The following is a 13,515-nucleotide window of genomic DNA, read 5'->3' as shown; positions in this document are numbered from 1 at the left end:
AACCTCTCTCAGGTTTTACACGGCCCGTTGATTTGGATTCGTCCGACTGGGCCGGCATCGAACGAATCGACTTCTTTGGCGGGTCACGCCGAAAAAATGTACGAGTCACATAATCCAACCCCCTGCAAATCAAGAAGACCGCCACCATTAGATTTAGCAGTGCTAATTGAGAGGAAACTGGATCTACGGCGAAGGAAGAGAGTCTGTCCATAGACGAGAATTCGCCGATTACGCCGCAACGCCCGCAGACGCAGCCGGCTTAGCTTTCGGCAGACCATAGGGAACAAGCGATACGATGCGCGGCACCAACCGGCCGGCATCAGACCCGTTCCCTTGCGCCAACGCGAATTCCGCAAGGTATTCCCCCGGCGTGCGATCAGCCAGGGCGTCGGGAAGGTTGATCACACCGACGACGATGTTCGGCACCCCGTCCGACGACTGCTCCAAAATGCACTGAGCTTCGCGAATCGAATACGGACGGCCCGTTTTCAAACTGGTGCCGGATCGCGTGTTGATGGACAAGATGGTCAGCTTTTGCTTGGACATGAGACACTCCATACCTTGAAAGATCGATAATTTGAGCGAGAATGGTATCTACAGCCCCACGTATGTGTATGTGGTGCACAGAAATGTAGATCGTAATTCTATTTTCGTCAAGGAGATTCCCATGGCAAATATAGATGCGCGACTTCGCGCCATCATTGAGTACGAAGTCCCCGACGGAAGGCGCTTCAAGGCGCTTCAGGACGCAACGGGCATCGACGCAAATCGCTGGAAAGCCGTCTGGCATGGTCGCCAACGAGTAATGCCTGACATGATCGAAGCAATCGCCACGAAGTACCCGGAGCACGCCTTTTGGATGGCTACGGGTATTTCCGATCCAAACTTCGGGCACATTGCGCCAGGCAACCAAGGTTTCCCGTACCGAGGCGAAGCACAACCATCGAGCAGTCGATATTTTCGCGAAGCGCTGGCCGCAAAAAGCGCCGCTGAAGCGGCCGCCGCGCAATGGTTGAAGGTAGACCTGGACATTGATCCGGATTGGGGGGCAGGCTTAAGGATCGACAAAGTGCTGAGAGCGGCAGGTCAACTTGATCACGCCCGCACACCGGAGCTTCAAGACTGCCTAAGGCGGACGAAGTTCTCTGCCCAACTGCGAGAGGCCGAAATAAAGCTTCACGCCGACATGCCGCACCTGGACTATGACGAGACTGAGGCCGCGCTCAAAGCCGTAAAGCGCCTACTTGGGCGTTCGTTGGAGAACGCTGAGGCGCGTCACATGACAGTTGAAATTGACGCGATTCAACGACAGGTCAAACGTCTCGACGAAATCATCGAGCGCCATCACTCAAACGAGAAGATGATTGCTGACTTGAAATCCACTTTGTCCGACCGAGCCAAATAGCCGGTTGTCGCTACTCCGCATTGTCTCGAACAGGCATGCGGAGCAGCAGCTCGGGTGATGCGAACGTTACAAAGAACGTTCAGGCTTCCCCATAAAGGGGGCGGCCACGAATCGCTCTCTACATCTTCGCTTTAGCCCACCTCGATTGGCTCGCAACACGCTTAACGCCTTCATCCGCATGCTTGGAACCAGACCGGCCCGCCGCCCAGCGACTCGCGCTGACAAGCCGGCGATAATTCTTCGGAAGTGTTCTACAAAGCGAAAGTCAGCCTATGCGCCGCGGCGCATTCAAAGGTCCTGAAGGCCAGTCTTTGTAGACGGAAAATTCACTTATCTATCTGATTGTTCGAATTAATTTCGATGCTTTGTAATCATCAGGTGGCGGGTTCGAGTCCTGCAGCCGGCACCAAGTATCAGCAAAAACGGGCTACGCAATGTTTGCGTAGCCCGTTTTGTTTTTGTTGCTTGAAAAAACGGCAAGCCGCTCAATGCACGGCATCCCGCCCAAATGCCTCACCTTATCGGGATTTCGCACGACATAAATCGCGACGATCTTCCCATCCTCGATCTGCGCAGCGCGGTGGTCTGCAGCACATCACCCGGCTCGACCGTCACGAACCCGGGCAAGCCATTGATAAATCCATAGCGCACGATAAAACCGAGTATCGTGTCGGCGATACGGCGCGCGCCGCCCCCGTCATTCCTGCGCCGCAAGCCTAATTCCACCTCGACGCTCGACCCGTGACCGACTTCCCCATCCTCACCTGGACAGACCCCGCCGCCGGCACCACCCACACCGTCCGTTGGCGCTCCGAGGCCGGCAATCCGCCGCCCAAGCGCGTCACGATCGCCGACGACCGCACCACCGCCGACGCCGCCTATCGTCAAGCCTGCGAAGGCATCGCGCTGCTCTGGCGCGGCGACTTTCAGAACGCGCGCCAATTGCTGCAGGCGATGTCGCGACGCGCCGATCGCAAGCCGCGCAAAGCCGCAACGTCTGCGCTCGACGCGTTCAATCTCCACCGCCAAGCGCAGTCGCAACGCGCGCGCACGCTCGGCATGCTGCTGATTCCGCTGCAAGCCGATTACTCGATCGATCTGCGCCGCGCGCCCGACGTGCGCGACGCGTGCTCGGAAGCGTATGGCGAAGGCGAGGAACCGTCGGTCGTATCGCTGAGAGAGCTGCTCGGTTTGATCGGCGCTCATGAGTGGCGCAAGAAGGGCGTCGAGATTGCGGCGCTCGATGGTGAGCGCATTCACCCGCACTACGGGGTGTTTTCGCCGGTGCGCGGCGAGTATGTCGACCTGGTCGCCAAGGCGCCGCTGTCTTCGCAAGCGCTGGCGTTCGACATCGGCACGGGCACGGGCGTGCTGGCTGCCTTGCTCGCGAAGCGCGGCGTGAAGCGCATCGTCGCGACCGATCAAGATCCGCGCGCACTCGCCTGTGCTCGCGAGAATCTCTCGCGGCTGGGTCTTCAGTCGCAGGTCGACATCGTCGAGGCCGATCTCTTTCCGGAAGGTCGCGCGCCGCTCGTCGTCTGCAATCCGCCCTGGCTACCCGCGCGGCCGAGCTCGCCGATCGAACGAGCCGTCTATGACCCGGATAGCCGCATGCTGCACGGCTTTCTCGATGGCCTGGCGGCGCATCTCGAGCCGAACGGCGAGGGCTGGCTGATCATGTCGGATTTCGCGGAGCATCTCGGCTTGCGCTCGCGCGACGCGCTGCTTGCGATGATCGAAGCGGCGGGTCTGCGAGTCGCGGGCCGCGACGATATCAAGCCAAAGCATCCGAAGGCGTCGGATGCGAGCGATCCGCTTTATCAGGCGCGGGTCGCGGAAGTGACGTCGTTGTGGCGATTGAAAGTGAAGTGAGGTGATTTTCGCGGGGCGCGCAGTGCGCCACGGCTCACGAATCTAATCCGTCGCGCGAGTCGCACGTTCGCGCGCCAAAAACTCGAGCACCCCGCACCCAGCGGCCGCACCGCTCGCAAAGCACGCAGTCAGCAGATACCCGCCAGTCGGCGCTTCCCAATCGAGCATCTCGCCCGCGCAGAACACGCCGGGCAGGCGCTCGGCCATCAGGTTCGCATCGAGCGCTTCGAACGCGACGCCGCCCGCGCTGCTGATCGCCTCGTCGATCGGCTTGACGCCCGTGAGCCGCAGCGGCAGCGCCTTGATCGCTCGCGCAAGCCGCTCGAGATCGGCGAACTCGTCTTTCGACAAGCATTCGCGCAGCAGCCCGAGCTTCACGCCCGTGATGTGCAGCTTGCTTTGCAGATGGCTCGACATCGAGCGCGCGCCGCGCGGGCGCATCAGCTCGTCGGCGACGCGCTGGGCGCTCCATCCGGGCGCGAGGTCGAGCCATATCGTGACCTCGCCGTTGGCCTCGATGGCATCGCGGATCGGCGCCGACAGCGCGTAGACGAGACTGCCTTCGATGCCCGTCTGCGTGACGATGAACTCGCCTTGGCGGAATGGCGGCGTGTCGCCGTCGCTGTCGTTGCGTGACGCGAGGCCGATCGCGACCGATTTAACCGGCTGCCCGGCGAAGCGTTCCTGAAAGAAAGCGCTCCAGCTCGCGTCGAATCCGCAATTCGACGGCTTGAGCGGCGCCACTTCCACGCCACGCGCTTCCAAGAGCGGCACCCACGCGCCGTCGGAGCCAAGACGCGGCCAGCTTCCACCGCCCGTCGCGAGTACGACCGCATCGGCCCGCACGATGCGCTCGCCTTCAGGCGTGTCAAAGCGCAGCGTATGCGGCGCTTCGCGCGAAGACGAATCGGTCCAACCCACCCACCGATGCCGCATATTCAGCCGCACGCCCGCCTCACGCAGCCGATGCAGCCACGCGCGCAGCAAAGGCGCGGCCTTCATCTCGGTCGGAAACACACGCCCCGAGCTGCCGACGAACGTCCCGATCCCGAGCCCGTGCACCCATTCACGCAATGCTTGAGGGCCGAAGCGGTCGATGAGCGGCGCGAGCGTATCGCGCCGCGCGCCGTAGCGCCCGACGAACGCGTCGAGCGGTTCGGAATGCGTGATGTTCATCCCGCCGATGCCGGCCAGCAGAAACTTGCGCCCGGCCGAGGGCATCGCGTCGAAGACGTCGACGCGCACGCCTGCGCGCGACAGGACCTCGGCGGCCATCAGCCCGGCAGGACCGGCGCCAACGACGGCGACAAAAGGAGATTCAGTGTGTTGAACGGACATGCGGTGCGGATCGGAAAACCAAGCTGGGCCGCCCCCTGCGCGCGTAGCCGATAAGCCAAGCAAGCGCGCAAAAGAGCCGGCAGGCGGGGGCGCTATTGTCCCATCGCCGCCTTTCAATCCGCAATCCGGCTCCTATACTCTTTCAATACCCTTTCCCATCATGAGGAGAGCGCCATGACCCGCAAATACATCGACTGCCGCGAATTTCCGAGCGATATGGGCTGCTCGGTGGCGCTATCCGCTGATTCGGAGGGCGAATTGCTGGAGGCCGCCGTGCAGCACGCGGTTGCGGTACACAAACATGCCGATTCGCCTGAGTTGCGGGCGCAACTCAAGTCGCTCTTTCACGATGGCACGCCGCCTGTCGACGCCCCGCGCAGCGCTTGAGGGCTGCCGCGAGACGTGATGCCGCCGTCAGGCTCGCTTCTTGGAAGCGCAGGTCCGCGCAGGAGCGAACCTGCTCGTGCCCGCGCTCAGCCGGGGTAAGCCTCGTCCACCTTGAGTCCGGCTAGCTTGAAGATGACGCGTAGCGTCTGCGGTTTGATCTCGCGTCTCGATGCGAGCGTCGTCAATATGAAATCCATCACCTTTGCGTATTTGAGCAGTGTGAGGCAGTTTTCGAGCCCGGCGTCTCCGTCGCGCATCAGTTCGGCCATACGCAGCATCTCGACCGAAATGTCGCGCGCCATTTCGAGTTCGAGCTGCTGTTTTTCGGACCAGGAGGGTGTCGCCAGCAGTTTGGTGAGCATCTCCTGAAACTGTTGCTCCGCGTCTCCGTTAGGTATCGTAGCCATCGCTGTCGTCCTTTCGTCAACTTGGGTACCGCGCGGCGATCAAGCGCGCCGCGCCATGCATGATCGAGTTACGTAACGTGTGCGGGCGCGCTACGGCGCCAATCGCACACCTCCGATACGATCGAGTCCGTCGCGAGCATCCGATCATTCTGCGCCTTGCCGCGTGGCGCCGCTTTGCCGCGACGTGTCCCCGTGTTGTCTCCCTGTATTTTGCGTGTCGAGCGAACCTCGTTTATGCGTTCGATTGCTGGTGTGCGTGATATGCATGAAGCGTTCCATTCCGTCTCTCGGGTTCGCGCGCGGGTACGAAACGTCGTGCGGCGCGCTTTTCGGTAAACTGACGCGATTGTTTCTCTTCTTCTGTAGGCTGTCGCACGTATAGGTGCGACTTGCCGCCTAGCGTCTTCAAGATGTCCAACAAAACCCACGAAATCCGTCCAAATCAGTCGATCGAGCTGCTGAAGGAACTACATATCCTGACGCGCGACGGCAAGATGAATCAGGACAGCCGCCGCAAGCTCAAGCAGGTCTACCACCTGTTCCAGTTCATCGAACCGCTGCTCGCGGAAGTCCAGCAAAAACAGGGTCACGTTTCGCTGATCGACCACGGCGCGGGCAAGTCCTACCTGGGCTTTATCCTCTACGACCTGTTCTTCAAGGAGCAGCCCGGCGACGGTTCTTCGCACATCTATGGAATCGAGACGCGCGAGGAGCTGGTCGAAAAGTCGACCGAGCTGGCGGGGCGGCTTGGGTTCAAGGGGATGTCGTTTTTGAACTTGTCGGTGGCGGAATCGATCGCTTCGGATCGCCTGCCGGCGACGATCGATATCGTCACCGCGCTGCACGCCTGCAATACCGCAACCGACGACGCCATCCGTTTCGCGCTCGAAAAGCGCGCGCAGTTCATCGTGCTCGTGCCGTGCTGTCAGGCGGAAGTGGCGGGCGTGCTGCGCAAGAACAAGGGGAAGTCGCTCGGCAATGCGCTGACCGAGATCTGGCGCCATCCGCTGCACACGCGAGAATTCGGCAGCCAGATCACCAACGTGCTGCGCTGCTTGCAGCTAGAAGCGCACGGCTATCAGGTGAGCGTCACGGAGCTCGTCGGCTGGGAGCATTCGATGAAGAACGAGCTGATCATCGCGCAGTACAAGGACTTGCCGCGGCGGCGTGCGGCGGAGCGGCTGGGGGAAGTGCTCGACACGCTTGGGCTCGACGAGTTGCGGGAGCGGTTTTTTACGCCTGCGTGAGCATCCATTCGCGCCAGCCTTCGTGACCCAGGCGGCGCAGCGTTTCCTGATTGCGTTCGTAGATATCGGCGGCGTCGGGGAACGCATCGACCGCGCGCTCGATGCTCGACTCGCGCAGCAGATGCAGGATCGGATATGGCGCGCGGTTCGTGTAGTTCTCGATATCGTCGGGTTCGGTGCCTTCGAACTGATACTGCGGGTGGAAGCTCGCGATCTGCAGGGTGCCTTCGAGCCGCATTTGCTTGAGCAAACGCTCCGCAAAGAACAAGCCATCGTTGAAGTCGAGAAAATCGGCGAGCGCGTGCGGGAAGATCACAAGCGTCGTGTCGATCTGCTCAGGATCGGCGTTCGCAAGCCCGTTCAGCTCGGCTTCGAGATCCGTCAACACGCCTTCCATGTCCGTCGCTTCGCTGACCGCATAACGGATCTGATTTTTCACATGCACGCTCTTCGCGAACGGGCACAGGTTCAGCCCGATCACCGCGCGCGTCAGCCAGTGGCGCGTGGCGGCGAGGATGGTGTCGTGGGAGTCGGCGGGCGTCGGCATGGGGCGTTGGGGTCAATCGAAAGCGTGCATTCTAAGCGCACGCCGCCGCGACAAGTTGCGCAGCCACGCGCGGCGCCGCCTTGATCGGCCCACATCCGGGGCCATACGTCTGGCTTGCCGCGTAGACGCCCTCGATCAACAGCGCGAGCGCGTCTGCCAAGGCCTGCGGGTCATCGGCCCCGGCTTGCGTGGCGATCTCCGTGAGCCGCGCCATCAGCTTCGCCTTGTTGCGCGACACGACCAGCCGCGCCGGATGCGACGCGTCGGGAAACTCCGCCGACACGTTCACGAACGGGCACCCGCGATAGTCCTCGACGGACGCGCGCGCGCACAAATCCCCGAAGTACTGCGCGAGCTGGCGGACCGGATCGCCGGGATGCTTCGCGATGCTGCCCTCGAAGCGCTCGAAAAACGTCTCGTCGGACTGCTCCAGATACGCGACGACGAGATCGTCCTTCGACGAAAACTGCCGGTACAAGCTCATCTTGTTGACGCCCGCCCGTTCGACCACGGCATCGACGCCGACCGCCCGAACGCCTTCCCGGTAGAACAGCTCACTGGCGGCGTTCAGCAACTGCGCTTGCGCCTCGGTGCCCGCGGTGTGGGCGCGGGTGCGTGTCGTGGAGGATTTATCGGTAGTGGTTCGAGTCACGATGGCTCCTGCTTGAATGCTTAAAAGTCTTGATGCGACGCGGGTGAAGGCGTCGCGCCGCGATGCGCCGCTCCACGGATATCCGTCCGCGTCTCAGGGTGATCTCTTGACATGTTACCGATCGGTAACTAGCATCGCAACTCAGATTGTTACCGATCGGTCACAAGATATTTGTCAGAACTTGCAACAATCAACTGCTGCGTCGCCTTGTAAGGCCGCGCGGATCGGAGTCTCGATGAACTGGGCAACAAAACTGATACGCGGGAGATTTCACTACGGCTGGCTCGTGGCGGCGGTGGTTTTCCTCGTGCTGCTCGCGGCAGCGGGCACCCGCGCCACGCCGAGCGTGATGATGGTGCCGCTCGAACACGAATTCGGCTGGAGCCGCGCGACGATCTCGCTCGCGATCTCGGTCAACATCGCGCTGTACGGCCTGACCGGCCCGTTCGCCGCGGCCGCGATGCAGCGCTTCGGCGTGCGGCCGACGGTGCTGGCCGCGCTCGCCACGATGGCGTGCGGCGTCGCGCTGTCGTCGCTGATGACGGCGCCGTGGCAGATGATTCTGATCTGGGGCGTGATGGTGGGCGGCGCGACGGGCGTGGCGGCGCTGACGCTGTCGGCGACGGTCGTGACCCGGTGGTTCACGACGCATCGCGGTCTCGTGATGGGCATGCTCACCGCCAGCTCGGCCACGGGGCAGCTCGTGTTCCTGCCGATGCTCGCCGCCGTCGTCGAGCACCAGGGCTGGCGTGCGGTCGTGCTGATCGTCGCGGCGGTCGCTGCCGTGGTGTTGCCGCTGGTCGCGTTTCTGCTGCCGGAGCGGCCGGCCGATCTGTCGCTGCGGCCGTTCGGCGAGCCGCATGACGCGCCCATCAAGAACGAAGCCGCCAAGCAGAACCCGCTCGCCATTGCGTTCGGCACGCTCGCGATGGCGAGCAAGACACGCGACTTCTGGCTGCTGTTCTTCAGCTTCTTCATCTGCGGCGCGAGCACCAACGGTTACGTCGGCACGCACCTGATCGCGATGTGCGGCGACTACGGCTTGTCGGAAGTGCAGGGCGCGTCGCTGCTCGCGGCGATGGGCGTCTTCGATCTGTTCGGCACGACGCTCTCAGGCTGGCTCTCCGACCGTTTCAACAGCCGCGTGCTGCTGTTCTGGTACTACGGACTGCGCGGTCTGTCGCTCATGTACCTGCCGCACGCGTTCGGTATCGACTTCTTCGGCCTGCCGCTGTTCGCGGTGTTCTACGGGCTCGATTGGATCGCGACCGTGCCGCCCACCGTGCGCCTCACCACCGACGTCTACGGCAAGGACGCCGCGCCCGTCGTGTTCGGCTGGATCGTCGCGGGCCACCAGCTCGGCGCGGCGTTCGCGGCGCTCGGCGCCGGGATGCTGCGCGCAAGTCTCGGCACCTACACGGTGGCGTCGACGATTTCGGGCGGACTGTGTCTGATCGCGTCGTTCATCGTGTTGCGCATCAATCGGCGTGGGGAGGTCGGCGCGGCGGCGTCTGCGGCTTAAGGCGGTCAGTCACGGGTTTGCTTTGCCAAGTCGATGCGGGTGAATTGCTTTTGCGCGAACGGGTGAGCGCGCTTCCACGAGGACGGTTATGCTATGCGGCCGGGCGCTGGCCGCCGTTTTCCGAACTTGACCAAGAGAAGCTCATGTCAAAGAAACCCGCACCGACCGAAACCCCGATTCACGAACTGATCGCTGGCCGCTGGAGCCCGCGCGCCTATTCGAACCAACCAATCAGCCGCGAGCAGCTGCAGTCCGTGCTCGAGGCGGCGCGTTGGGCGCCGTCGGGTTACAACATGCAGCCGTGGCGCTTCATGGTGTTCGACCGTCATGCCGACGAAGCGTCGTTCAAGCGCGCCTTCGCGACGCTCGTGCCGTTCAACCAAGGCTGGAACGCGAACGCGCCGGTGCTGATCGCGGTGACGGCGCACAAGCTGAACGCGAAGGGCGAAGTGAACCGTGTCGCGTCGTACGACGCGGGCGCAGCGGGTTTCTCGCTGGTGCTGCAGGCTCACGCGCTGGGTCTCGCCGCGCACCAGATGAGCGGCTTCGACCAGAAGGCGTTCCACGAGGCATTCGCGCTGCCGGACGATGTCGAAGCGATCGCGTTCATTTCGATCGGCCACCATGGCGATGTCGACAAGCTCGATCCGGTGCTGCGCGAACGCGAAAAGGCACCGCGCACGCGCTTGCCGCTCGGCGAGATCGCTTACGCGGGGGCGTGGAAGAAGGCGTTCTGATCGGTGCCGCTTTCGCGATCAGGCATGAAACGCGCAGCCTTGTCTGCGCGTTTTTTATTGAGGCGCCGCCTGATCGTCGCTCACCGCCGATAACGGCAGCGCGACATTCTCGAGCGGCCTGCGCTCGGCGTTGATGCCCCAGATCGCCGCGATGAGCGCCGCGGCGATCATCAGCGCAGAGCCGACCAGATAGCCGGAAAACACCTCGCTGCGCTGATGCGTATCGATGAGCCGCCCGAAGAACGCCGGCCCGGCGATCCCGCCGAGCGCGGTGCCGAACGCATAGAAGACCGCGATCGCGAGCGCGCGGATTTCGAGCGGAAACGATTCGCTGACGGTGAGATACGCCGAGCTCGCCGCCGCCGACGCGAAGAAGAAAATCACCATCCAAGCGACAGTCTGCTCGACGACGTTGAGCGAGCCGCGCTCGAACAAATAGCCGCAAGCGATCAGCAGGACGCCGGATATCGCATACGTGAACGCGATCATGGCGCGGCGGCCGATCGCGTCGAACGCATGGCCGAGCACTAGCGGCCCGAGAAAATTCCCGAGCGCGAACGGCAGCAAATACCAGCCGACATGGTCGCCCGGCACGCGATAGAACTCGGTCAGCACGAGCGCGTAGGTGAAGAAGATCGCGTTGTAGAAAAACGCTTGCGCCGTCATCAGCGAGAGGCCGACCAGCGAGCGCCGTCGATGCAGCACGAAGAGCGCATGCAGCACCTCGCGCAGCGCCGTACCTTTGCGCTCGCGCAGCCGCAGCACGCGCACGCTCTCGTCGCGCAGCACTTGGCCCGTTTCGCGGAAGCGCGCTTCGATCGCCTCGACGATCTGGCGGGCAGGGCTCGGCTGATTGTGCGTGAGGAGCCATCGAGGGCTCTCCGGTATCCACATCCGCATGAAGACGATGACGAGCGCGAGCGCCGCGCCGATGAAGAAGCATGCGCGCCAGCCCCAGTCACCTGGCAGCACATGCGGATCGAGCAGCACGATCGAACCGCCCGCGCCCAGCGCGGCGCCGACCCAGAACGTACCGTTGATAGCGAGATCGGTCCAGCCGCGCACGCGGGCCGGCGTGAATTCCTGAATCGTCGAGTTGATCGCCGCGTATTCACCGCCGATTCCGGCGCCGGTCAGGAAGCGGAACACGATGAAGCTCGCGAGATTCCACGAGGTCGCGGTCGCCGCTGTTGCCGCCAGATAGAGGCTCAGCGTGATGAAGAAGAGCTTGCGGCGGCCGAGCCGGTCGGTGAGCCAGCCGAAGAAAAGCGCACCGAGCACGGCCCCGGCGATGTAGGCGCTGCTCGCCAAGCCCACGTCGGCGTTGGAGAAACGCAGCACCGGACTGGTTTTCAGCGCGCTTGCCACTGAGCCCGCGAGCGTGACTTCGAGGCCGTCCAAGAGCCACGTGACGCCCAGCGCGACGACGATCAGCGTGTGAAAGCGTCCCCACGGCAGGCGGTCGAGGCGGGAGGGCAGGTCGGTTTCGATGATGTCGGGCGCCGTCTGCGACATGGTTTCGTGAGTCATTGCGTGGATGCTCCTGAACCCGCCTTGCGCGCAAAGCGCGTGCAACGAAAATCGATAGTGAATCGCTAGACGCGAGCAATTTGCGTTCCCCGACGCTCGATGTGCGACGCCGGGCGCGCCCGGGTTGCTGGCCGACGTGCTTTTATGTTAAATAACCGGTCCTCAATTGTTCGCGCCAGGCGTGATTGCGATCTAAGCCATGACTTACTGCGCGATTGACTTCGGCACCTCGAACTCGGCCGTGGCGCTGCCTGTCGATGGCGGCGTGCGGCTCGCACCGGTCGAGGGCGCCTACACGACGCTCCCCACCTCGGTCTTCTTCAACACCGACGAACACACGCGCGAATTCGGCCGCGCCGCGCTCGAGGCGTATATCGACGGCTTCGACGGCCGTCTGATGCGCTCGATGAAGAGCATCCTCGGCTCGGCGCTCGCGGAAACGACGACCGACCTCGGCGACGGCTCCGCGATCAAATACACCGAAATCATCGCGATCTTCGTCGATCACTTGAAGCGCAAGGCCGAAGCGTTCGCCGGCGCGCCGATCTCGCGCGCGGTGCTCGGCCGCCCCGTATTTTTCGTCGACGACGATCCGCGCGCCGATGCGCTCGCACAGAAGCAGCTCGAAGCGGCGGCGCGCTCGGTGGGCCTCACCGAGATCCACTTCCAGTACGAGCCGATCGCCGCCGCGTTCGACTACGAATCGCGGCTCACCGACGAAGGACTCGTGCTGGTCGCCGATATCGGCGGCGGTACGTCTGACTTTTCGCTCGTGCGCGTCGGCCCCGAGCGCATGAAACGGATCGAGCGCAAGGACGACGTGCTCGCGCATCACGGCGTGCACGTCGCCGGTACGGATTTCGACCGGCGCGTCGAGCTCACGACGATCCTGCGCGAATTCGGCTACCGTTCGCTCGATCCGGAAGGACGCGAACTGCCGAACCGCATCTATTTCGACCTAGCGACGTGGCATTTGATCAACACCGTCTACGCGCCGAAGCGCGTCAGCGAGTTGAAGCTGATGCGGCACCTTTACACCGAAGTGCGCCAGCACGATCGCCTGATGCGCGTCGTCGAGCGACGTCTCGGCCATGCGCTGGCGGCGCGGGCGGAAGAGGCGAAGATTGGCGTCGCGGCCGGTGGGCAGACGCTGATTGATCTGGAGGAGGTGGAGGATGATCTGCGGCTCGCGTTTGACGAAGCCCAGCTGATCGAAGCCGGTCTCGACGAAGTCGAACGCATCGTCCAGGCTGCGCGCGATACGGTGCAGGCAGCCGGCATTGCATCGCGCGACGTCGGCGCGATCTACTTCACGGGCGGTTCGACGGGCCTCGCGTTCCTATCGAACGCGTTGGCTGGCGCATTCCCCGCTGCCAAGCCGGTGTTCGGCGACCGCCTCGCCAGCGTGGCGACCGGCCTTGGAATTCACGCGCAACGCATTTTTCATTAGTGCGTTTGTAGGCGCGGCGGTCGGCGCGGCGGATTTTCTTGTGTCGACCCGAGTTGGCGCTTTAGCGCTTACTCGGGTCCCATGCAAAGCTCAGACAAATAAAAAGCCCCGCAATCGCGGGGCTTTTTGCGTCCTGCTAAGGCTGCGCTCGCTTACACCGGCTTGATGTTAGCAGCTTGCTTGCCCTTCGGGCCGGTCTTAACGTCGAACGTCACTTTCTGGTTTTCTTGCAGCGTCTTGAAGCCTTCCGTGCGGATTTCCGAGAAATGCGCGAACAGATCTTCGCCGCCGCCGTCCGGCGTGATGAAGCCAAAGCCCTTTGCGTCATTGAACCACTTGACGGTACCGGTTTCCATATTACTTGTTCCTAACAATGAGTAAAAAAGGCCGAAGCCTTGGGGTGCGCATGAAAATCAAGGAA

General features: G+C 62.8%; 14 protein-coding genes and 1 pseudogene. 7 read left to right on the top strand and 8 right to left on the bottom strand.

What is annotated here, in order from left to right; genetic code table 11:
- Positions 1–228 precede the first annotated feature (228 nt).
- Positions 229–546, bottom strand: a complete 318-nt coding sequence (locus AAHK20_RS25485; protein WP_449184279.1) for a cellulose synthase — start codon at positions 544–546, stop codon at positions 229–231.
- A gap of 121 nt (positions 547–667) precedes the next feature.
- Between AAHK20_RS25485 and AAHK20_RS25480 the strand changes: the two genes are divergently transcribed.
- Positions 668–1,405, top strand: coding sequence for a hypothetical protein (locus AAHK20_RS25480; protein ID WP_449184278.1), 738 nt, complete (start codon positions 668–670; stop codon positions 1,403–1,405).
- 505 nt (positions 1,406–1,910) lie between these two features.
- Here the strand turns inward: AAHK20_RS25480 and AAHK20_RS25475 are convergent.
- A pseudogene (locus AAHK20_RS25475) lies at positions 1,911–2,056 on the bottom strand (RNA polymerase sigma factor SigJ); the annotation flags it as partial.
- Positions 2,057–2,146: 90 nt separating this feature from the next.
- On the opposite strand from AAHK20_RS25475, the gene AAHK20_RS25470 reads away from it, so the two are divergent.
- Entirely contained in the window at positions 2,147–3,277 is a 1,131-nt protein-coding gene (locus AAHK20_RS25470) for a methyltransferase (RefSeq protein WP_449184277.1), read from the top strand.
- A gap of 42 nt (positions 3,278–3,319) precedes the next feature.
- Here the strand turns inward: AAHK20_RS25470 and AAHK20_RS25465 are convergent, their stop codons facing one another.
- Positions 3,320–4,615 carry a TIGR03862 family flavoprotein gene (locus AAHK20_RS25465; protein ID WP_449184276.1) on the bottom strand — a complete coding sequence of 432 codons (1,296 nt, stop codon included), beginning with the start codon at positions 4,613–4,615 and terminating at the stop codon, positions 3,320–3,322.
- Positions 4,616–4,789: 174 nt separating this feature from the next.
- Between AAHK20_RS25465 and AAHK20_RS25460 the strand changes: the two genes are divergently transcribed.
- Positions 4,790–5,002: a DUF1059 domain-containing protein gene (locus AAHK20_RS25460; RefSeq protein ID WP_449184275.1), complete on the top strand. Its 213-nt coding sequence runs from the start codon at positions 4,790–4,792 to the stop codon at positions 5,000–5,002.
- A gap of 86 nt (positions 5,003–5,088) precedes the next feature.
- On the opposite strand, the gene AAHK20_RS25455 is transcribed toward AAHK20_RS25460, so the two are convergent.
- Complete coding sequence (locus tag AAHK20_RS25455) at positions 5,089–5,409, bottom strand: type II toxin-antitoxin system HicA family toxin (RefSeq protein WP_449184274.1); 321 nt, start codon at positions 5,407–5,409, stop codon at positions 5,089–5,091.
- A 410-nt stretch (positions 5,410–5,819) separates the two neighbouring features.
- Here AAHK20_RS25455 and AAHK20_RS25450 point away from each other — a divergent pair, with 410 nt between their 5' ends.
- Positions 5,820–6,656, top strand: a complete 837-nt coding sequence (locus tag AAHK20_RS25450) for a class I SAM-dependent methyltransferase (RefSeq protein WP_449184273.1) — start codon at positions 5,820–5,822, stop codon at positions 6,654–6,656.
- Here the strand turns inward: AAHK20_RS25450 and AAHK20_RS25445 are convergent.
- Both AAHK20_RS25445 and AAHK20_RS25440 read right to left on the bottom strand, forming a co-directional pair.
- Positions 6,643–7,203, bottom strand: a complete 561-nt coding sequence (locus AAHK20_RS25445) for a DUF1415 domain-containing protein (protein WP_449184272.1) — start codon at positions 7,201–7,203, stop codon at positions 6,643–6,645. The two genes, AAHK20_RS25450 and AAHK20_RS25445, sit on opposite strands and share 14 nt — an antisense overlap.
- Before the next feature lie 31 nt (positions 7,204–7,234).
- Entirely contained in the window at positions 7,235–7,855 is a 621-nt protein-coding gene (locus AAHK20_RS25440; protein ID WP_449184271.1) for a TetR/AcrR family transcriptional regulator, read from the bottom strand.
- A 235-nt stretch (positions 7,856–8,090) separates the two neighbouring features.
- On the opposite strand from AAHK20_RS25440, the gene AAHK20_RS25435 reads away from it, so the two are divergent.
- Complete coding sequence (locus AAHK20_RS25435) at positions 8,091–9,377, top strand: MFS transporter (RefSeq protein WP_449184270.1); 1,287 nt, start codon at positions 8,091–8,093, stop codon at positions 9,375–9,377.
- Positions 9,378–9,520: 143 nt separating this feature from the next.
- A complete protein-coding gene (locus AAHK20_RS25430; protein WP_449184269.1) occupies positions 9,521–10,114 on the top strand; it encodes a nitroreductase family protein in 594 nt (197 codons plus the stop codon).
- A 54-nt stretch (positions 10,115–10,168) separates the two neighbouring features.
- On the opposite strand, the gene AAHK20_RS25425 is transcribed toward AAHK20_RS25430, so the two are convergent.
- Entirely contained in the window at positions 10,169–11,644 is a 1,476-nt protein-coding gene (locus tag AAHK20_RS25425) for an MFS transporter (RefSeq protein ID WP_449184268.1), read from the bottom strand.
- A 199-nt stretch (positions 11,645–11,843) separates the two neighbouring features.
- On the opposite strand from AAHK20_RS25425, the gene AAHK20_RS25420 reads away from it, so the two are divergent.
- A complete protein-coding gene (locus AAHK20_RS25420; RefSeq protein ID WP_449184267.1) occupies positions 11,844–13,094 on the top strand; it encodes an Hsp70 family protein in 1,251 nt (416 codons plus the stop codon).
- 152 nt (positions 13,095–13,246) lie between these two features.
- On the opposite strand, the gene AAHK20_RS25415 is transcribed toward AAHK20_RS25420, so the two are convergent.
- Positions 13,247–13,450, bottom strand: coding sequence for a cold-shock protein (locus tag AAHK20_RS25415; protein ID WP_137333962.1), 204 nt, complete (start codon positions 13,448–13,450; stop codon positions 13,247–13,249).
- Between the last annotated feature and the right edge of the window lie 65 nt (positions 13,451–13,515).

The organism is Trinickia camelliae (assembly GCF_053525655.1).
This window is presented reverse-complemented; position numbering and strand designations above follow the sequence as displayed.